Raw genomic sequence first — 18,992 nt, 5'->3', positions numbered from 1 at the left:
CGGTTACCGATGCAGACCGAGGTGGAGGGAGAAGGTCACGCAGTTTTGAGCGGAATGATCTGTTCGAGTGTGTGGGTCAGTTGGGTGCGTTGGGTCTCGATGTCGTACCGGTTTTGGAGGTTGAGCCAGAAGCGTTCGGTGGTGCTGAAGTAACGGGCGAGGCGTAGTGCGGTGTCGGGGGAGATCCGTCTGGTTCCGTGGACTATTTCGTTGATTCGTCTCGGGGGTACGGCGATGGCAACGGCAAGTTTGTGTTGGGTGATGCCGAGTGGGTTGAGGTAGTCCTCGAGGAGGATCTCGCCGGGATGGATGGGCTCCATGATGGTGTCGGTGTCTGGCATGGTGGTTGCTCCTTGTCGTTCTAGTGGTAGCCGACGATTTCTACGTTGATGGGTCCCGCGGGTGTCCAGATGAAGTAGATGCGCCATTGCTGGTTGATGCAGATGCTGTGTTGACCGGTGCGGTCACCGCTGAGTTTTTCGAGTCTGTTGCCGGGTGGGACTCGGAGGTCGTTCACGTCGTCCGCGGCGTCGAGAATCAGCAGTTTGCGCAATGCTGCGCGTTGGAGTTCGGGAGCGAGTTTCGTGCGGGTGCGGTTCCAGACATGTTCGGCGGTTTTGTTGGCGAAGGACTGCAGCACTCATCCATGATGTAACGGATGGCGTCATTAACGCAAGGCGTTATGCTCGACGGTTCGCACTGATGGAATAGGGATTGACTGCCTCTCATTGTCACTATTTGCTCTTGGTCACTTTTTCGAGTCCGCCACAGACTGCACTAAAACAGTCTCCAGGTCGTGCATCGATGGGCACAGCTCCCTCGTGTAGAGCCGTCGAACAGTGCGGAGGGTCACTTGGTTCAGCACGCATCATGGAATTCTGCTTCGGAGACCACCTGTGACGACGCGGTAAGGACATGACCTGGCGGCAGAGAGTCCACCGCGCTCTGTGTTGCCGATACCTGGGCCGCTTGGGCGTTCTCGTCTTTCAGAGATGCGATGACGATGAACAGTGAGTCGGGATCCTCCGAGAGTTGGACTGCACCGTCGGCAGTCCACGGGTCGGCGGGTGCAGTCAGCGGTACTTCGATTCGCCCCGATTGGGGGCCCGCTGCTCGAATTTGGCCGAGGGTCGGATTCACCTCGTTGTCGGCCAGTCCGTCCCGACCGGCGTAGATGCCGATGGAATCGACACTGCCGCGGCATGCGTCGACCAGAACCAGCACGGAGCCGTCCGCGTCGCGTGCCAGTGCGGTCCTACCGACGATGTCCGTGTCGATGGCGTTGCCGCATCCGCTCGCTGCCACTGCGACAACGAGGGTTCCGATAATCATTGGTGAACGCATGTCTTACTTGCGCGCCGTATCACCCTGAAGGTTGACGAAGGTTGCTCGCCAACGGTTCTCGGCCGGCACCTGTTCGATCTCGGAAGTGGTCAGACCGTGCGAGGAGAAGGATTCGATCTCGGTCCTGGTCAACGGCCACGGAGGTCCGTCGACATCGACACCTTCCTCACGAATTCCGGACACGACCAGCAATGTTCCGCCGGCCGACACGGTCGAGGCGATCGCGGTGATGGCTTCGGATCGCACCCACAGTGGCATCGACTGAACCGTGATCGATTCGATCACTACGTCGAATGCGCCCCGCCACCGAGTGGGCATCGCAAGAACATCGGCCACTTCGTAGTTCACTGCCGAGCGAGGGAAACGCGTTCGCGCAGCGTCGATGGCGGTGGGCGAGACATCGAATGCTGTTGTCTCGTAACCGAGGGAAGCGATGAATTCGGCATCCGTCCCGTAACCACATCCGACCACGAGGGCAGTGCGTCCCTCTCCGGCACGGCTCTGCGCCCACTGGACGACCAGCGGATTGGGTTCCTCGCGATGCCATGGAACGACGGCGTTACCGTCGGCCGCTTCGCGGTAGAGCCTGTCGAACCAGCCCGTCGGGTCGCCTTGGTTGATCGACTCTGTCGCAAGTCGCTGGTCGTCTGCACTGTTCATGAAGGGTCTGGCACCTCTCGTCGGGACGCGTTCGATCATTATGCAAGCTGCGGGGGAGCGCCATGCCGTGGCACTGTGCAGTCATGACCGAACCACTTTCGCAGCCGACGACGTCGCAGGACGTGACGTTGATGATGGACCACGGCCAGTTCTATCTGCGTGGAGGCTTGGGCGACGAGGAGAACGAGTTCCCGCTCCTCGAATACGCTCTTGCAGCGCAACCGAACTCGGGTGACGGTCTCACGATGGTGGTGCTGAACCCGCATCAGAACAACTTCGAGATGCCTATTGCTGTCGAAGTGTTCGATGCACGTCCTCCTATCGACGACGATGAGTGGCAGCAAATATGTGAGGATCGCCTCGGCCACTACACACGTTATACAACTAACGCGCGGTGACTTTCTCACCCTGTTCGACGGCAGGGAGTGCCACGCATACGAAGGCCAGGTTGTTGCCGTCGGGATCTTCCAGGTCACGGTCGTACATGAAACCGTGATCCTGGGCCGGCCGAGGCTCGGAACCTCCGGCGCGCAGACCCGCCTGGACGACAGTGTCGACTGCGGCCCTCGAGTCGAGGGCGAGCGCAATCTGGACCTGCGCGCTCGTGGCTGGGTCTGCGACGGGTTCGTCGGTGAACTCGGCGAAAAACTCACGGGTCAACAGCATGAACTGTAGATCGTGGTCCCACACGAGGCAGGCGACTCTGCTGTCGGTGAGGAGTGGATCGATCGCCGCACCGATCGCGGTGTAGAAAGCCTTGCTGCGTTCGAGGTCGGCGGTCGGGAAACTCACGGAGATCTTTGCAGGCATAGTGTTCACATTTCCTTTGTCGCGGCATCCGGCATCGGAGTACATCGTGTAGACGATTGGTCGAATCGAAACTCATCGGTCACAAGGAATGCTTCTCGGAAATGAGATTGCAGGGTGGGATCGTGGACCCGCTGTGTTCGTCCCACCGTGAGCGGTCGGGACCGTTTCGTCATCATGGTCTGCCGTGACGACCCGTCTCGTTAAGGAATTCGAGACAAGTCATCCTTTTCGTTTTCGGGTACCGCCGTGCGCCGCCCGGCGAACGCCCGGTACCCCATCACGACGAGCCAGACGTAGGCGAGCGTCTTGGGGATCATGAGCAGGCCTACCGCCTCGTTGACCTGTGCCCACAGCACTACTGGAATATAGAAGCCGTACGAGAGCACGACGGCCAGCCACGCAAACCGGTAGTACGGGTCGCGCCGTGCACGGTTCCACAACATCGCGATGACGACGATACCGAGGACGAGAAACGGGATGTTGCGGATGATTCCCCACATCACCGGGGGATCAGGGGTGAAGGTCTCGTTCTGTGGCAGCAATGCCAGCAGGATGTGCACGATCGCCGCGGCGTAGACGATCGCGCTGAGGGCGGGGTTGGGCCCGATCGGTTGATGGGTGGGCCGTGTTCGAACCTCGTGGCTGCTCGGCCAGCGCCGAAGGATGAGCAGGTAGACGAGCACATAAAAACCAGTCATCGTCAGCGCCGTGACCAGTTTGCCGTAGCCGAGCGACACAAAATGTTCGTCGATGCCGGTGGTGTTCAGCGCCCACATCCGCGCAATGAGATGGAACGAGTCCCCGAAGCCGAGTGTGATGGCGATCCACCCCGCCATCTGCGCGGTGGTGTCGCCGCGGACCGCGGGAGCGCTGCGCAGGATCAGTATTCCGAGGGTGAAGATCGTGACTAGGTAGCCGATGTCGAAAATGGACTCGAATATTGCACGCATCAGGCGTCCTTTCCGACGAAATCGCTTGGTGTCATGCGCGGGCACCTTCGGGTTCGTAAACGGGCCTCTCAGCCGGGCCGTCCTGGGTAATTGCCCGTCCGAGAGCGATGAAGAAGACGATCATTCCTGCGGTGATGAGGATGTGGCCCAGCCCTGCGATACCGGAGATCATGCTGGTCGACTCCTCGCCGAGGACAGTGAGGCTTCCGTGCCAGATCATCATCGCGGTGGTGAGCACGACCCCGGCGTTATACAGCCAGAAGAACCAGGCGAACAGACGCTTGTTGCGCGAGATGGTGAACAGCTTTTCCAGAGCGAGCACGATGAGTAGGACGATGAAGCCAAGGGTCAGCAGATGGGTGTGGGTGACGCCCAGCTGGGTGAACTCGCCTGCAGGGAAATCCTCGGCCTTCGTGAACTCCCGGTAGAACAGTCCGGCGAGGACGCCGACGACCATGTAGGCGAAGGACGCGTAGTAGAGCTTCTTCACAGTGGGGCCTTTCGTTTCTCGAGGGTGTTCCAGGTGGCGCCATGCGGCGTCCAGCTGACGGTTGTTTCCTGTGCGAGGTGCACGGCCAGAGACCGGCTGTCGACGTCGAGCTCGATGAAGATGTGCACGAGATGTCTCCACGGTCGCCTCGGTGCCGACAAGCGTTCTCGCGATATCCTTGTCGGCGAATCCGACGGACACTTGCCGCAGAACCGTGATCTCCGTATCTTCGGCTGCGGCAGCGGAATACGATGCCGCGGATCGCGCGGGAGGCCAGGTCCGGTGCCAGTACAGGCTCGCCGAAAGCTGTAGCGGATCCAGTATTCAGGCCTTCGCGGGCGGTATCAGCCTTCCCGTACCGACCCGGCGGAAGGAGATCGGCAGTGATTCTGCGGACGTCCGAAAGATCCTTACCTGTATCAAAATCGTTGATTCCTCACCGAGTGAGACCCATGCCCCGCGACCCGACGCCAGTGCGCCGGAAAAGCGGGTGAGTCTGTTTGAAACCGTGTGCGAATCGGAAGATCAGCCATAGTTCCCAGTCCACCAGGGTGATCGGCGTAGGTCGTCGTGCGTAAGGTTGATGTCCGGGTCAATCGAAAGGATGAGTCGGGGCCGGCGGAACGGCGGGGTGGGACCCGCTGCTGCTGGCATCGCCGTCATTGTTCATGCTCCGTGCACAGTGGCCCCAAAGAAGAGGTCGGACGCCCGATCACCAACGCCTCGAGGAAGACTCCCGTTCCCATGCGCACATGGGAGCGGGTGTTGCCCTCTCGTTCGGTTACGCGCGGATCATGGTGCCGTAGCGTTCGGTCGGGTCGAGGTGCAGGCCTGCTTTCAGCTGGACGGTCACCGCATCGGCGAGGACTTCGCTGGCGCCTGACTCGATGCCGTCGAGCGCGGCCGTCACGATTGCAGCGGGTGAGGCTTTCGGTACGTCGATGCCCGCTGTCATGTCGGTGTCGACCATCGCCATGTGTAGCCCGGTGACCTGTGTCCCTTGTGCTGCCAGTTCGACCCTAGTTGCGTCGGTCAAGCTCCAGGCAGCGGCTTTCGACAGGGCGTAGGACGTTGCTCCCGGGGCGGTGAACCACGCCGCGGCCGACAAGACGTTCAGGATCGCGCCGCCTCCGTTGGTTCCGAGGATCGGAGCGAATGCGCGGGTCAGCTTCAGCGGCCCGAAGAAGTTCGTCTCGAGATCGTGGCGGATCGTATCGAGGTCTCCGCTCACGAGATCGGCACCGGATGAGATACCGGCGTTGTTGATCAGTATCTGGACATCGGTTGCTCGGGCGGCGATGGACTCGATCTGACCGTCGTTCGTAATGTCGAGGGTGACTGCCTCCACGCCGTCGGCGCTGATCGAGTCCGCGTTGCGGGCGGTGGCATAGATCTTCGCTGCACCACGATCCTTCAGCTGGCGGACGAATTCCGCGCCGATGCCCCGGTTGGCACCGGTGACGAGGACGGTTGAGTTCTTGATCTGCATGTGAGTCCTTCTGTAGTGATCGCTATGGAATGCGTTTCGAACGTAGCACATTCCGTAGTGACTGCTATAGAATGGGGAAATGATGGCTGGTAGACCGAGAACATTCGACCGCGAGACGGCGATCGTTGTCGCCATGGAACAGTTCTGGCGCGACGGCTTCGAATCCACGACCGTCGCCAAGCTGACCGAGGCGATGGGAATCACTCCACCCAGCCTCTATGCGGCGTTCGGTGACAAGGATCAGCTCTTTCGGTCCGCAGCAGCCTGTTACTTCACCAGCGTGAGTACCCAATTCGAGAAAGCGCTGTCGCTACGGACATTTCAGGAGAGCGTTACCGAAATGCTCCACTTGAGTGCCTTTGCTCATACCGACGAGGGGACGCCCCCTGGCTGCTTCGTAGCGACGGAGCCGCGACTGGCCGGTGAGCGTGAAATGCTGCGCCAGCGCCTCGTCGACCGTGCCACTCGCGGAATCGCAGAGGGCGACGTGCCCCTCGGCTCCGACCCGGAACAGCTCGCGAGTTTCGTGATGGCTGTCCACGGTGGAATGTCGTCCCGCGCCCGCGACGGAGCGAACTCCGACGAACTGATGTCGATCGCCGAGATGGGCCTGACGGCACTATCGTTCTGTACTTAGTTGTACGCGGAACAAGCGGTCGTCTGAATGCGTGCGGTAGCAAGTACTTTCATGCGAAACGGCGTTCGCCGACCGGGCCATCGTCGCCACCATTAGCAGGCGGGGTAAGAAAGCCGATGACGCCAGCGCACAACAGTTCTACTAGTCGTCGGTACACGCGGTCGGGGTCTGCACCGGCCGGATAGCCTTCTTGTGCTTCCAGGACGCAGAACCCATGGAGAGCGCTGCGCAGTGACCATGCTGCTTGTTCGGAATCATCCGCGCTCAATCCGTAGCCGGCAATGACCCGATTGATGACGTCGACAACCGCGCCGACGGCGGCCACGAGGTCGGCGTGCGGGGCGGTGGGGTAGCGGTCAGTTATTGCGTACAGCCCGGGGTGTGAGCGGACGAAACTACGCCACGCGTCGGCGAGCGCGATGACGGCGTCGTCCTTGGCGAGACCGACGGCGGCTGCGCGGAGGTGCTCTGCCAGCAGTTGCCGCGCAAGCAGGCTGAGTTGATGCTGGACGTCGTCGACGCCGTTCACGTGCTTGTAGAGAGCTGACTGTCGCACGTCGAGGGTTTCGGCGAGTCGACTGAGGACCAGGGCGTCGGGGCCATGGCTGTCCACGAGTTCGGCGGCAGCGGTGATGATGCGCTCACGAGTGACCGGGATTCTCATGTGAACATCTTCCCTTTTGAGGACGGCGCAATAGTGCAGTGATAATGTATCACCATGAGTGATGAGTCATCCTCGGAAGTCGTTTCCGATGGAACTCGCGATGTTCGACGTCGTCGAGATCTGCAGGTAGTTGTCACGGGCGCCTGCATCCTGGGGATGACGTCGATCCTGTACGACCTATCCGGCGTCTCGCCCGCGACCGGCGCGTTCTTTCGGTGTCTCTACGCCGTGATTCCGCTCGTGATCGTGGTTCTCGTGCAACGACGTCGCCCGCAAGCACACCCGACTCCCGGTCGGTGGGTGGCCAAAGCCGTCGTCGCAGGTGTGTTCCTGGGTATCGACCTGGTGCTGTGGCATGAGGCGATCCACTCGATCGGCGCCGGCCTGTCGACGGTTCTGCTGAACCTGCAGGTCGTGTTCGTGGCTATCCTCGGGTACGTGATCCTGCGTCAGCGCATCACTCGCGAACTGTCCAGGAGTATGCCGCTGCTCTTCGTGGGCGTCGCGCTGGTCGCCGGTATGAGTACGTCGCTCTCGGGCGCCAACCCAGCGGTCGGTGCTTCCTATGCCATCATCGCAGCCGGGGCCTACGCGGTGTACATCTTCGTGATGGGCCACGCGACGCGAGCCGCGGGCCGGACGGGGCTGCCGATGCTGGTTTCCACCGTTGCCACCGGGATTACGGCGGGACTGTTCGGTGTGGCTACCGGGACTCTCGATCTTGCACCGCCTTTGGCAGCGCAAGGGTGGCTCGTTCTGTTGGCGTTGGTATCTCAGGTTGTGGGTTGGCTGTTGGTGGCAAGCGCTGGCCAACGGTTGCCGGCGGGTTCTGTTGCAGCGAGTCTCGTGCTGCAGTCGGCGTCGGCGTTGCTGTTCGGTGCTGTCCTTCTATCTCAAATACCCAGCATGGTCCAGGTTGTGGGCGCGGTGCTGATACTTGCCGGAGTGGTTGTCGCGACGCGCCAGCCTGCAATGAAATCACCGACGCCTGGTGTCGGCAAACGAATGGAGATCAAAGCATGACTGTCGCGACAGACCGTGTCTACATCAACGGCGACATCAAGACAATGGACGGTGCATCTGCCGGCGGGCACACGGCACTGATCACCCAGGGCGGCAGGTTTGCCGCGGTCGGATCCGACGCCGAGATCACAGCATTGGCCGGTCCTGGCGTGCCGGTAGTGGATTTGGCTGGGGCAGTGGTTGTTCCCGGATTCATCGAGACGCATCTGCACCCGATCATGTGGGGGATGTGGCTCAGTGACGTCAATGCGACGACCGGTGCGTGCCCCACGATCGAGGAGGTCATCGCCGCGCTGAGTGAGCGGGCGGCGACAACGCCGGCCGGTGAGGTGGTCCAGGCCTGGGGCTTCGACGACAGCCTGGTGGCTGAAGACCGGGGGTTGACGACGGCTGATCTCGACCGGGCATCGGTGCAGCATCCGATCATGGTGCGTCACTTGTCCGGCCACGGCGTCTATGTCAACTCTGTGGCCCTGAAGATGTCCGGAATCGATGTCACGACGGTCGATCCGGAAGGCGGAGTCATCGTTCGTGATGCCGACGGTGTTCCGACCGGTGAATTGTGTGAAGTTCCGGCAATGTCCCTGGTGTACAAGCTATCTCCAGCCGTCGACCACGAAGCGTCGAGTCAAGCACTCTTGCGCGCTCAGGAAGTGATGGCCTCGGTAGGTATCACGAGCTTCCACGACATGTACGTCACCGAGGAGATGTACAGAACCTACCGCGAACTCGAAGAGACCGGCGAATTGCGTTTGCGGGCGCGCCTGTACCTCGGGCATGGTGTCCACGATCAGCTGGGCAAAGTCCCTGAACCGACACCCTTGGTGAATGTGGGAGGGGTCAAGCTGATTTCGGATGGTTCGATCCAGTTGCACACCGCTGCCTTGACAGAGCCGTACCACGATTTGGGTGGATGTCACTGCGGGGGAATGGCAATTCCGTCGGGCTCGCTCGACGCTCTGGTAACCGAGCATCATGCCGCGGGACGTCAGGTCGCGATTCACACCAATGGCGATCAGGCCATCGATTGCGCCCTCGACGCTATCGCGGCTGCTCAGACTGCGCATCCCGAAATCGACATCATGCATCGCCTCGAACACGTGCAGACACTGCGCGACGACCAGATCGAACGAATGGTCGAGCTAGGGGTTGTCGCTTCGATCTTCGTCAATCATGTTTACTACTGGGGTGATCGGCACCGCGATCGCTTCCTCGGGCAGCGGCGCGGTGAGCGGATCAGCCCGGTAGCATCGGTACTGGCGGCGGGTCTTCCTTTTGCCTTGCATTGTGATTGCCCGGTCACCCCCGTCAATCCGCTCTTCACCATGAATACCGCCGTGCATCGTGTAACCCGCGAGGGTCACGTACTGGGCGCCGAGCAACGGGTGAGCGCCGACGTTGCACTATCCGGTTACACAAGTGCTGCTGCGCAAATTACCGGAGAAGCCGCTGACAAGGGACGTATAGCCGTTGGCCTGTTGGCAGATTTTGTCGTGCTCGACGGAGATCCGCTGCAGGAAGGTCCAGTTGATCTGTCGGCTCTGAAGGTTCTTCGCACCGTTGTCGGCGGTGAGACGATTTTCGAGGCGTAGTCGTCATCGGGCTGCTTCGAGGTGATCTAGTCGACTACCAACATCACTGGGCCGGGGCCTGTTCAGCCGGAAACTGATTCGTCCGGCAGTCCAGCATTCCGACGATGAAGCGAACGCATCTCGGTGCGAACGTCCGCAATGGGCCCACGGACCCTGACCAACGGTGCCACCTGACCGATGGGTAAGGGTGCGACCGGTCCGGGATCGACGTTCCACTCCTGCTGCCACGCGGCGAGTTGGGCGCTCGTCACCGCGATGACGATGTCGCCGAGACCTACCCAGGCGTGGGCGGCTGAGCACATCGGGCAGTGTTCGCCCGATGTGTAGACCGTCGTCCGTCCTCGAGCTTCACTACTCAAATGCTGCACGGCCCATTCCACGATGGTCAATTCAGGATGGCGAGTCGAGTCACCGCCACTCACACGATTGCGATCTTCGAACAGCACGCGCCCTTCGTCGTCGACGAGCACGGACCCGAAGGGTTTGTCACCTGCGTCCAGCGCCTCGCGCGCCAGCTCCACACATCGACGAATATGGCCCAGATCATCGGAATCGGAGAACGTCATCTCCCGATTGTGCCCTGCCGGGGTCCAAGGTTCAGCAGCGAGAATCCTCAGCTCGTCGGCGAACCGGGTTGTTGCTGTTCGAGATCGATTCGCTTGCCGTTATCGATTCGGTGGATCACTAAGCCGACAAACGCCGCAGCGACCAGCGTGAGTCCGTTGCCCGAGCTTACGACCATCCTGGTTGGACGGTTCGTAGCCTCGGTTTTCCGTCCCACTCCTGGAGCGGTGCTGATTGCCACCACCACTGCGGATCTTGCTTCACGCCTTGGATCTCGATCCGGCCGGTCACCGCGAGCAGCAGTCTGTCCGAGGGCGCGCAGCTCGGGACAACCCAAGGAAATGCCCGCGATACGGTTCGGTCGCAAATTCTCTCGGGCAACTGGAGGTCGATTTCGAGTGCCTGCGCGGCGTCGTATCCGTGCACGAGAATCTCGGTGACCGCCATGGCAACCCACCCTGCTCGATCTGCGTTCCCGCTGGGATGCCACGCGCGTTCGATGCCGAGATCTCTGAGGAGCCCCGCAAGCATGTGAGCGCTCGTCACGGCGTTGTCCAACTGCTCTGACGGATGTCCAACCCGCCCGGTGCGGACCACGGGTAATGCGTGGCATGCGCGCCGCGCGACCTGCCCGCAGTAGAAGACCAATGCGTCGGATATATGAGCGACTGTACGCACGGCCGTCCAGTCGGTAGGCGCAGCAACCTTTCGCCAACGTTGATCTGTGTCGGAGACGGCGCTCAGCGGGGTCAGTGCCATCACCGCAGCGATGACGTCGGCCGGCTTCGGTTCGCTCACTCGAACACTCTTGCATACCGCTACTGATACGAGTAAGGAGTTTCGATGCCTGTGGTGATGCCCGGTGTTTCGCCTTGTCTATCGGTTGCACGCTCCACCAGGAACCCGTGAGCAATGCGGGATCGATTCTCATCCGAGCCGAGGTCATCACTTCGGGTCTGTTGTTAGACAGAGGGCTGGCGGATCTGTGGATTGAATTCGTCTGCGTCATAGCGCTGGGTTTCACCGAGGTGAGTTCGAACCTGCGCTCGCGATCGGATGACGTGTTCGGGGTGAGTGTCGTTCCTAGGACTCGATTTCGCTATGCTGCAGATAATCTGCACCTCCGACGTAGAAGGTCTGACCAGGTTCGATATCGGTAGTTGATGCCTGAACTACGACTTGGGCGAATTCCTCGATGGTCGGCAGGACGCCCTGGTCGCGTCGTGCAGCCACTGCATCGGGATTTCGCCGTTCGAGCAGGCGCACGATGATGGTCCCGTCGATCATGTCTCCGGACACAACCGCAAGGTCGATCCGTTGTTGTTGCAGTTCGGGAATGAGAGCTCGAAGTGCATCTTCGCCTGCTCGTTTACTCAGTGCAATCGGCTCGTAGTCTTCGGGCACAGGCTTTTGGCAGACGAAGTGGGCTTGGTGGCTGGTGACGAACACGATCCGGCCACTGGGTCGCATGATGGGTCGTACGAGATCTGTCAGTGTCAGCTGTGCGTCGCGGTTCAATTGCATGGCGTAGTCCGGCCCCGCTCCTAACTCCAATCCGCCTGAGGCATTGAGGACCATCAAATCGAGGTGCCCCAACCGATTTGCGATCGACGCAACCATGGCCTCGACGCTGTCCATGTCGGCGAGGTCTGCCTGAAGAGCCCACGCTCTTCCCCCGGCAGCGTCGATCTCGTTGACCACCTTGTCCGCTCGAGCCCGTTTTTCGCGGTAATTGACGACTACGAGGTAGCCAGCAGATGCGAGCTGGAGGGCAACCTCAGCGCCAATCCCGCGAGAGGCACCAGTTACTAGAGCAACCCGTTCCACCGGATCCGCTGCCATCTCTCTACCCCCATTATTCGTTCAGCACCGAATGCTTCTGATTCAGAAGTAACTATGGGTGGTTCGAAATGAGAAGCGCAAATGAACCTCCCCCGGATCGGTCGGGAAACGATGAGGAAGCAGCAGCCGCCCGTAGCGCGATGGATCTGTTGGGCCAACGCTGGAGCCTGCGCATTGTGTGGGAACTGGAAGCCGGTCAGATGGGGTTCCTGGAACTGCGTCGACGAATGGACAACTGCTCATCGAGCATGCTGGCCGAGAGGCTTCGGCAGCTGCAAGATGCGGGGATTGTCGAGAAGAACGCAAAGCGGGCTTACGAACTTTCGTTCGCCGGTATTCGATTGAGTCAGGCTTTGGAACCGTTGTGGGACTGGTCCCGAGTCTGGGCCGCTGGTGAACAGTTCGATCCTTTTCCTCCGGGAGCTCAGCAGTAACCTTCTGCGACAGCTCATGCATTCCGCTGCGGAATGCACTTCGTTTCCTCGTTCGTGCGCAGTTAGGTACTCGCTGCCCTTCTCGAGCATGGCGTAGAGGACGTTGCTGCGGCGTCGTGCGAGGCAGATGAGTGCGGCGCTATGGTTTTGCCTTCGGCGCGTTTTCGGTCATAGTAGGCCCGTGAGACTGGGTCTTTCAGTGCGGCGAATGCCGAAACGTACATGGCGCTTTTGAGTGTGGAGTTTTTCGCTGTGTTTTCGGTGCTCGCCTTTCGACCGACGGTCGAAAGCGCTGCGGCCGCGGCGTAGACGGCGAAGGCTCCTGCGTCGCGGATCGGACGATGTCGGTTATCTCCACAAGCATCGTCACCCCGCTTGCTGCACTGCCTCAGCGGGTACCTGCCTGCGGGGTAGTAGCTGCAGCGAGAACCACAAGGTCATCACCGCGTCTTCTGAGCTCACAGATTGGGGGGAGAAGGATGCACAACGGATTGCATACAGGGTCGATGGCAACGACGACATTACCAGTACTCCCGTTGACGGTGAACGTCGCAACGATCAATATGGCGTGGTGTTCACCTTCCGCGAGGTTGTCGCCTTCGAAGTCGAGATGGGCTTAGTTAGTTAGTGGGATCTGGCCAGCTGGTGTCGCGGTAAGAATCGACGCGTTGAAAAGCGGGGTCCTGACCGTCGTCGGTGAAAGTATCGTGAGTAGGCACATTGAATCACCCTATTCACATCGCCGGATCCACTGTGCCCAAGGAGGTCTCACTGCGTGCTGGGGGCTTTGGTGAAGATTGCAAGGTTTCCCGTGCACTGGTGGCGTAACTCGGAACACGAATGGAGTTGTCCCAAGACCACTTTTCACGACGGGGCCGCCTGGGTAGATCGATACGCCCACAGGCCCAGAGCAGGGTGGACCAACCGTCGTCGGCCGGCTCGATTTCGGGTAGAAGTCGGGCGATCACCCGGGTGCACAGCGCGTCGTCTGCCCGCCACCGAACCCCGAGACCAGTTGTGACGTCGAAGGTATGGACGACCGTCTCGAGCACGCCCATAGCGGCTGATGCTTCAGGGTCGGCCAAGCCGTACACATGATGTGCTCGGGCTGTCCGCGGTGAGACTCGCACTATCGCTGCGAGTAGCGCCGCCATGGCGGTGAACACGTCGAGCAGCCCTTCGACGCCGATATCCGGATCGACGCTGATCGAGTTCTCTGGACCACTCGGCCGTCTCGAACGCGCCTCGATCGGCAGGTGACCGGGTGTACCACCCGCACCGAGCTGTGCTGCGTAGAAGAACAAGTCGTCAGCGGTGTGTTCGACCGTCTCCCAGCAGTTCCATGTCAGGTCGCCTGCAGCGACAGACCAGTCGTTCGGAGCAGCATCGCGAAGTGCTGAGGCAGCGGCCGTGGCTGTTTCAATTACGTCGTCTGCGGTCACAGGTCCCGGCGATGTAGTCATCGCACGACTTTAAGGGCCGCTCGGCGGTTTAGGTTCTATCGTCGGATTCATGACACCACCGATGCCCATGCAACCACCGAACCGCCAGCCCATCGGATTCTGGACCGTGCGAGCTGGTGAAGCTATTCGCGCTCGTACCCGCAGCGCGTTACGCGAGGTTGGGCTCTCGCAACCCGAATGGTGGCTTCTCCATCAGCTTTCGTTGTTTCCCAACGGTGTCGACCGAGACGAGACGATCGAGAAGCTCGGCCACAACGACACGCCGGAAGCCATCATCGAGGCGATTGCATCGGCGGTCACGAAAGGTTTGGTCCATCTGTCTGGTTCGGTTATCGAGCAGACCGAGCACGGTGTCGAACAGTTTCGGGTTGGATCGGATGTTCAGCGCAGGCTTCAGGAAGAACGGATGCAGGGCATCAGCGAAGCAGACTTCGTAACAACCATCGAAGTGTTGCAGCGGACTATCGAGAACGTGGGCGGTGATGCCTGGCATTGGTAGATTGCCTCGCACTGGCTGGTTCTCGCCCCCCGCGTGCGAGGTTCTACAGGTGGTTGGAGCTGCGGTCGTGGTCAGCTGAACTGTATCCCCGCATCGCGACGCTTCCGAAGCGACGCAGAATTAGACACGGGACGTTCGTTCAGTGGACGTTCGACCACAGTGCACACTTGCGAACAGGACGGAAAGGCATCCTGCTCGACAGCATTGCTCTTCCCAACGACCCCTACCGAACCGGAGCCCCTGCTCATGACTACTCCCCACACACCGATTGCCGACCGCGTTGCAGAGCATCAGCGGAAATCAGCGACACGACTGCCTGCAGAAGTGAGGGCGGCCTTCGATGCCGACCTGGCACGCGTCACCTCAGCGGGGATACCGGCAGATGTCGTTTCCGCCGGCACTGCCATGCCTGACGGAGACGTTGTCGACGAGCGCGGACATCCCACTACGTTGTCGACGGTCCGGGCCGGACGCCCCGCAGTGGTGGTCTTCTACCGAGGGGCGTGGTGTCCGTACTGCAACCTGACACTCCGCGCCTACCAGGAAACTTTGGTCAGTGAGCTCGACGCTCGCGGCGTCGCTCTGGTGGCTGTCAGTCCTCAGAAGCCGGACGGTTCGCTGTCGATGCAACAGAAGAATGATTTGACCTACACAGTGGTCTCCGACCCGGGGAACCAGATCGCAGGCCGGCTCGGCATCCTCACCGCAACAGGGAAAGAAGCCCGTGACGCGCAGGCAAGCCTGGGACTCGATCTCGCCGACATCAATGCCGATGGCACTCATGCACTTCCGTTTCCCACGGTGGTCATAGTCGACGCTGCCGGCTCGATCCGGTGGATCGATGTGCACCCCGACTACACCACCCGTAGCGAGCCCGCCCAGATCCTCTCCGCCCTCGACGCTGCCCTCGCAAACCACCAGTAACAACAACGACGAACGTCGCTACTTGCGAACAAAGAATCGGTGCCCGCTGGACACCGATTCTTCACTCGTATCGCAATAGGTTCAGGCAGTCGGGCCGACGCTCTCCCGGCTAACGGCCCCCGGCGCGGCGAAGCGCCGATGCAGGCCCACTGTCAGGAGGATGGCAACCACGATGCCGATCAGCGGAGGAATCCCCACCTCGAACTCTCCGGAGAGCCATGCAAGGAACGCTGCGATGGCGTAGACAGCGAGGTGGCGCCAGTACACCGGCTGCGGGGTGTGGTCTTCGGGAATGCCTCGACGCCATCGGCACAAGAAGTCCCCGATGAGCACGCCTCCCAATGGTGGGATGAAGGTTCCCAGCAGACTGAGATAGTCCACGAGATGGTTGTGCACGCCGGTCAGCGCGAGAAGGGTGCCGATCACGCACCCGCCGATGATAAATGGCGCCTTTCGTGGGTGCCTGAACATCTCGGCACCGGCGACTCCGAAGGCATATGCGGTGTCGGCGTTGCTCTTCCAGAGGTTTCCGAACAGAAGCACCAAACCCCAACCGACCAGCCCGAGATTATAGAGAACAAGCACGAAGTCACCTTCACCGAAGGTGATCGCTCCGATTGCGCCGAACAGGATCATCAGTCCATTGCCTACGAGGAACCCGATTATGCATGCCCAAGCTGCTTGCGATCCGGAACGGGCGAATCGGGTCCAGTTGGGTGCTTGCGTCCCGGCCGATACAAAGGTGCCGACCACCGTCGTGATTGCGAGGGTGACTGTCATCGTCGTTGTGGGTTCGATCGAAGTCAGACCTGAGAATCCGCCGACCTCGTCGAGGGACCTGGACACCACCCAGCAAGCCAGTGCGATGATCAACGGAGTCGAGATCAACGAGACCCAATACATCCCGCGGTATCCGTAGCACGCGGTGATGCACATCAGGATGCTCGCCGCGATCATCACCGCCGCGCGGGCGGCGTACGACTCCCAGCCCAAAGCTTGAGCGGTGAGCTCGCCGATCGTGCCGATAATGACGCCGTACCAACCGATTTGGGTGCCACCGAGCAACAACGAGGCCAGCTTGGACCCGCGAGAGCCGAAGCTATAGCGCGCCATGACGACGGTCGTCAGGCCGGTGCGAGCACCGGCGTACCCCATCATGGCGACGTACGCGCCCAAGATCGCCGATCCGGCCGCGATCACCATCATCAACTTCCAGAACGAGAATGCGGTGCCGAGTGCAGCACCGGCGAGCATCGTCGGTGTGAAGATGGTGAACCCCAGCAGCACCACTGCGAGCGAGAAGAACGGCTTACGGGCACTGAGCGGCACCGGTGTGACGGGATAATCCAGGTCGATGGGGGTGCCAGTGTCCGTGCAGTCGGCTTCGACCGGCACGGGTTCAGCTGTGCTGCTCATGCTTGCTCGCCAATGTCTTCGAGCCACAGGCTCGGTCGCTCGGCCAGCATGCGTTCCATCAGCGTCATGCACTCGGCGTCGTCGACCACGTCGACCTGCACCCCGTGCTCACGCAACCAGGATTCCGACGACTCGAACGAGCTGTTTTCACCGACTACGATTCTTGGAATCTCGTACAGCACAGCAGTACCCGCGCACATGAAGCATGGCGACAAAGTTGTATAGAGGACACACTTACGGTAAACCGAAGCCTGGAGCCGCCCCGCTTGTTCGATGCAATCGGTTTCTCCGTGGCGGATGGCGCTGTTCATTTGAACTCTGCGGTTGCGGCCCACAGCGAGAACTTCGCCCTCGTGAACCAACGCCGCACCGATCGGCACGCCACCTTCCTCCCAGCCGATCCTCGCCTGTTCGATGGCGAGTCCGAGAAAGTACTCATCTGTGCGGACTGAATTGTTCAAGTGTCCTCCTTGACGAAGATGAAGCGTCCTTGTGGCGCGTATCACAATTCGACCAGGCTTGAAATGGGTTGCCAAGGGACAAGGTGTCAATTGGGCAGAAGGCACTCTATGACGAACTGTCCCTGTGGCCGAGTATTGACCGATGCTGCCCACTCTGCGAGAAGTTCTCGCTCTGCCTTCGTTCAAGGCTGCCGCCGTCGAGGTGCTCGCGGGCTCTCCTGATACTGCGGTGATCCGCTGGGTCCATTCGTCCGAGGTGTACGAGATGGGCGGACTGCTCGCCGGCGGAGAGCTTCTTCTCACAACGGGACTCGGTCTCCAGGGGCGGTCCGCCGAGCAGCTGACCGCCTACCTTGACCAGGTGGCGGACGCCGGTTGCGTTGCACTCGCGATAGAGGTCGGACGCTCGTTCCTCACCGCCCCGCCCGAGCTCATCGAGGCTTCTCGACGTCGGGGCGTGGCGTTCCTTACCCTGCATGCGGTGGTTCCGTTCGAGCGGATGGTCGAAGACTTTCACGACCTGATAGTCCGTCGCAGGCTCGGTTCGCCGCGGGCCGGTGATCCTGTCTGGCAGGAACTTCTGGATCTCGTCGTGGCGGGGCAGGGGATGACCGCGCTGCTCAACGGGATCGCGCGCCTCGCCGGGTGCGGGGTCGATCTTGTCGACGCGGAGGGCCGAGTCGTCGAACGCAACGCCACCGCCGCGGAGCGGTCGGAGAGTGAGCGGACGATCCTCGATGTGCGCGGTCCAACCGGCTCGCTCGGGCGACTCGTCCTGAGCGGACGGGCGACCGCGCGGCGTTCCGCTGTCGCAAAGTGCGCGGCTGTCGCGGTGGCCCTGGAAATGGGTCGCCACCCTGACCTCAGCCCCCGTCAATCGCTCGCTCAGTCGGTGATCACCGACCTGGTGGGAGGCGTGCTCACCTCCCACGGTGACCTGTCCGAGCGATTGAGTACTGCAGGCTGGACACCACTGGACGGTCAGCATGTACTCGTTGTTGCCGTTGATGTCGATCATCGAACACCGGTTCGCGAGCTCGCCGCCCCTGTCCGGGAGGCGGTCGAGGCAGTACTCGGTCGATGCCTGATCGGGGTGACCGCGAACCACATAGTCGTGCTCGCTCAGGGATGGTTACACGCCTCGCCGGCGCGCGTTCGGGCCGCCTTCATCGAAGTCGACGCGCTACTGCGCCGGGGACCCGGCGGATCGGCGATACGCACGCTGGGGGTGGCAGCGCCGGTCCAGCAACTATCCGACATCTCGACGGCGCTCGGTCAGGCACGAGAGATCGTCCAGATCGCCCGGCGTTTCGGAACCCGAACCGGGGTTATCCTCGCGAGGGATGTCGGTATCCAACGGTTGCTCGCCGCCGGGGTACCGGCGACCATGCTCAACGCATTCATCGCCGAGCAGCTCGGCCCCGTGATCGCCTACGACACACAGCATTCCGCAGACCTTGTCAGGACTCTAGATGCGTTCATCGCAAACCGGGGCAGCAAGGCCCAGACCGCTGTCCTTCTGGGGATTCGACGTCAGTCTCTCTATGGCCGCTTGGCCCGTCTCGAGAAGCTGCTGGGCGCACCCCTCGATGATCCGATGCAGTTGGTGTGCTTGGGTCTGGCACTGACCGCATGGCGCATGAAGACCGGTCTCGACCCGCAGGCCGCTTTCGCGCGTTCCTCGAACGGCCAGCCGTAATCCGCTGCATCTGTTTCGGCGGATGGGGTGC

At 61.1% G+C, this 18,992-nt stretch carries 24 protein-coding genes and 1 pseudogene; 8 read left to right on the top strand and 17 right to left on the bottom strand.

The genetic code is table 11. From position 1 onward, the window contains the following. Nucleotides 1–35 precede the first annotated feature (35 nt). From ABIB36_RS20160 to ABIB36_RS20145, 4 genes are all read right to left on the bottom strand, one after another. Nucleotides 36–341, bottom strand: coding sequence for a HigA family addiction module antitoxin (locus tag ABIB36_RS20160; protein WP_217808534.1), 306 nt, complete (start codon nucleotides 339–341; stop codon nucleotides 36–38). Between the two features lie 20 nt (nucleotides 342–361). After that, nucleotides 362–640: a type II toxin-antitoxin system RelE/ParE family toxin gene (locus tag ABIB36_RS20155; RefSeq protein WP_354562596.1), complete on the bottom strand. Its 279-nt coding sequence runs from the start codon at nucleotides 638–640 to the stop codon at nucleotides 362–364. Nucleotides 641–858: 218 nt separating this feature from the next. After that, nucleotides 859–1,332 (bottom strand): hypothetical protein, encoded by a 474-nt coding sequence (locus ABIB36_RS20150; RefSeq protein ID WP_354562599.1) that lies wholly within the window; start codon nucleotides 1,330–1,332, stop codon nucleotides 859–861. Between the two features lie 15 nt (nucleotides 1,333–1,347). Then, complete coding sequence (locus tag ABIB36_RS20145; RefSeq protein ID WP_354562601.1) at nucleotides 1,348–2,004, bottom strand: class I SAM-dependent methyltransferase; 657 nt, start codon at nucleotides 2,002–2,004, stop codon at nucleotides 1,348–1,350. 83 nt (nucleotides 2,005–2,087) lie between these two features. On the opposite strand from ABIB36_RS20145, the gene ABIB36_RS20140 reads away from it, so the two are divergent. Beyond that, entirely contained in the window at nucleotides 2,088–2,402 is a 315-nt protein-coding gene (locus tag ABIB36_RS20140; RefSeq protein ID WP_354562603.1) for a hypothetical protein, read from the top strand. Here the strand turns inward: ABIB36_RS20140 and ABIB36_RS20135 are convergent. The 5 genes from ABIB36_RS20135 to ABIB36_RS20115 form a co-directional block, all read right to left on the bottom strand. After that, on the bottom strand, nucleotides 2,389–2,814 hold the full coding sequence (locus ABIB36_RS20135) for a VOC family protein (protein WP_354562605.1): 426 nt from the start codon (nucleotides 2,812–2,814) through the stop codon (nucleotides 2,389–2,391). The genes ABIB36_RS20140 and ABIB36_RS20135 overlap by 14 nt on opposite strands. Nucleotides 2,815–3,014: 200 nt before the next feature. Continuing rightward, on the bottom strand, nucleotides 3,015–3,764 hold the full coding sequence (locus tag ABIB36_RS20130) for a hypothetical protein (protein ID WP_354562607.1): 750 nt from the start codon (nucleotides 3,762–3,764) through the stop codon (nucleotides 3,015–3,017). A 31-nt stretch (nucleotides 3,765–3,795) separates the two neighbouring features. Further along, nucleotides 3,796–4,254 carry a DUF2871 domain-containing protein gene (locus tag ABIB36_RS20125; RefSeq protein ID WP_354562609.1) on the bottom strand — a complete coding sequence of 153 codons (459 nt, stop codon included), beginning with the start codon at nucleotides 4,252–4,254 and terminating at the stop codon, nucleotides 3,796–3,798. Further along, nucleotides 4,251–4,382, bottom strand: coding sequence for a hypothetical protein (locus tag ABIB36_RS20120; RefSeq protein ID WP_354562611.1), 132 nt, complete (start codon nucleotides 4,380–4,382; stop codon nucleotides 4,251–4,253). Before ABIB36_RS20120 ends, ABIB36_RS20125 begins: the two co-directional genes overlap by 4 nt. Before the next feature lie 653 nt (nucleotides 4,383–5,035). Further along, nucleotides 5,036–5,743, bottom strand: coding sequence for an SDR family oxidoreductase (locus ABIB36_RS20115; protein ID WP_354562613.1), 708 nt, complete (start codon nucleotides 5,741–5,743; stop codon nucleotides 5,036–5,038). 79 nt (nucleotides 5,744–5,822) lie between these two features. Between ABIB36_RS20115 and ABIB36_RS20110 the strand changes: the two genes are divergently transcribed. Further along, on the top strand, nucleotides 5,823–6,380 hold the full coding sequence (locus ABIB36_RS20110; protein WP_354562615.1) for a TetR/AcrR family transcriptional regulator: 558 nt from the start codon (nucleotides 5,823–5,825) through the stop codon (nucleotides 6,378–6,380). 49 nt (nucleotides 6,381–6,429) lie between these two features. On the opposite strand, the gene ABIB36_RS20105 is transcribed toward ABIB36_RS20110, so the two are convergent. Next, nucleotides 6,430–7,044 carry a TetR/AcrR family transcriptional regulator gene (locus ABIB36_RS20105; RefSeq protein WP_354562617.1) on the bottom strand — a complete coding sequence of 205 codons (615 nt, stop codon included), beginning with the start codon at nucleotides 7,042–7,044 and terminating at the stop codon, nucleotides 6,430–6,432. A gap of 54 nt (nucleotides 7,045–7,098) precedes the next feature. Between ABIB36_RS20105 and ABIB36_RS20100 the strand changes: the two genes are divergently transcribed. Continuing rightward, the gene (locus ABIB36_RS20100; RefSeq protein WP_354562620.1) at nucleotides 7,099–8,067 is read left to right on the top strand and encodes a DMT family transporter; all 969 of its coding nucleotides are present in this window, start codon (nucleotides 7,099–7,101) and stop codon (nucleotides 8,065–8,067) included. Then, nucleotides 8,064–9,659 (top strand): amidohydrolase, encoded by a 1,596-nt coding sequence (locus ABIB36_RS20095; RefSeq protein WP_354562622.1) that lies wholly within the window; start codon nucleotides 8,064–8,066, stop codon nucleotides 9,657–9,659. The genes ABIB36_RS20100 and ABIB36_RS20095 overlap by 4 nt, the downstream gene beginning before the upstream one ends. A 62-nt stretch (nucleotides 9,660–9,721) precedes the next feature. On the opposite strand, the gene ABIB36_RS20090 is transcribed toward ABIB36_RS20095, so the two are convergent. The 3 genes from ABIB36_RS20090 to ABIB36_RS20080 all read right to left on the bottom strand — a co-directional run bounded on the left by ABIB36_RS20090 (nucleotide 9,722) and on the right by ABIB36_RS20080 (nucleotide 12,065). Continuing rightward, on the bottom strand, nucleotides 9,722–10,225 hold the full coding sequence (locus ABIB36_RS20090) for a nucleoside deaminase (protein ID WP_084345268.1): 504 nt from the start codon (nucleotides 10,223–10,225) through the stop codon (nucleotides 9,722–9,724). 166 nt (nucleotides 10,226–10,391) lie between these two features. After that, on the bottom strand, nucleotides 10,392–11,021 hold the full coding sequence (locus ABIB36_RS20085) for a hypothetical protein (protein WP_354562624.1): 630 nt from the start codon (nucleotides 11,019–11,021) through the stop codon (nucleotides 10,392–10,394). A 285-nt stretch (nucleotides 11,022–11,306) separates the two neighbouring features. Beyond that, nucleotides 11,307–12,065 carry an SDR family oxidoreductase gene (locus ABIB36_RS20080; protein WP_084345270.1) on the bottom strand — a complete coding sequence of 253 codons (759 nt, stop codon included), beginning with the start codon at nucleotides 12,063–12,065 and terminating at the stop codon, nucleotides 11,307–11,309. A 68-nt stretch (nucleotides 12,066–12,133) separates the two neighbouring features. Between ABIB36_RS20080 and ABIB36_RS20075 the strand changes: the two genes are divergently transcribed. Continuing rightward, complete coding sequence (locus ABIB36_RS20075; RefSeq protein WP_256895407.1) at nucleotides 12,134–12,499, top strand: winged helix-turn-helix transcriptional regulator; 366 nt, start codon at nucleotides 12,134–12,136, stop codon at nucleotides 12,497–12,499. 66 nt (nucleotides 12,500–12,565) lie between these two features. On the opposite strand, the pseudogene ABIB36_RS20070 reads toward ABIB36_RS20075, so the two are convergent. Beyond that, nucleotides 12,566–12,744, bottom strand: a pseudogene (locus ABIB36_RS20070) (IS110 family transposase); the annotation flags it as partial. A 489-nt stretch (nucleotides 12,745–13,233) separates the two neighbouring features. Further along, nucleotides 13,234–13,962 carry a hypothetical protein gene (locus ABIB36_RS20065; RefSeq protein ID WP_218775699.1) on the bottom strand — a complete coding sequence of 243 codons (729 nt, stop codon included), beginning with the start codon at nucleotides 13,960–13,962 and terminating at the stop codon, nucleotides 13,234–13,236. A gap of 49 nt (nucleotides 13,963–14,011) precedes the next feature. On the opposite strand from ABIB36_RS20065, the gene ABIB36_RS20060 reads away from it, so the two are divergent. Next, nucleotides 14,012–14,461 carry a winged helix DNA-binding protein gene (locus tag ABIB36_RS20060; RefSeq protein WP_084345272.1) on the top strand — a complete coding sequence of 150 codons (450 nt, stop codon included), beginning with the start codon at nucleotides 14,012–14,014 and terminating at the stop codon, nucleotides 14,459–14,461. Nucleotides 14,462–14,707: 246 nt separating this feature from the next. Next, nucleotides 14,708–15,385: a peroxiredoxin-like family protein gene (locus ABIB36_RS20055; protein WP_084345273.1), complete on the top strand. Its 678-nt coding sequence runs from the start codon at nucleotides 14,708–14,710 to the stop codon at nucleotides 15,383–15,385. A gap of 81 nt (nucleotides 15,386–15,466) precedes the next feature. Here ABIB36_RS20055 and codB read toward each other — a convergent pair whose 3' ends face one another. Together codB and ABIB36_RS20045 are read right to left on the bottom strand one after the other, a co-directional pair. Continuing rightward, nucleotides 15,467–16,801: a cytosine permease gene (codB, locus tag ABIB36_RS20050; RefSeq protein WP_084345274.1), complete on the bottom strand. Its 1,335-nt coding sequence runs from the start codon at nucleotides 16,799–16,801 to the stop codon at nucleotides 15,467–15,469. After that, complete coding sequence (locus ABIB36_RS20045) at nucleotides 16,798–17,262, bottom strand: nucleoside deaminase (protein ID WP_084345275.1); 465 nt, start codon at nucleotides 17,260–17,262, stop codon at nucleotides 16,798–16,800. The genes codB and ABIB36_RS20045 overlap by 4 nt, the downstream gene beginning before the upstream one ends. A gap of 142 nt (nucleotides 17,263–17,404) precedes the next feature. On the opposite strand from ABIB36_RS20045, the gene ABIB36_RS20040 reads away from it, so the two are divergent. Further along, nucleotides 17,405–18,961, top strand: coding sequence for a helix-turn-helix domain-containing protein (locus ABIB36_RS20040; RefSeq protein ID WP_354562631.1), 1,557 nt, complete (start codon nucleotides 17,405–17,407; stop codon nucleotides 18,959–18,961). Nucleotides 18,962–18,992 lie beyond the last annotated feature (31 nt).

The organism is Rhodococcus sp. UYP9 (assembly GCF_040547235.1).
Classification (GTDB): Bacteria; Actinomycetota; Actinomycetes; order Mycobacteriales; family Mycobacteriaceae; genus Rhodococcoides.
This window is presented reverse-complemented; position numbering and strand designations above follow the sequence as displayed.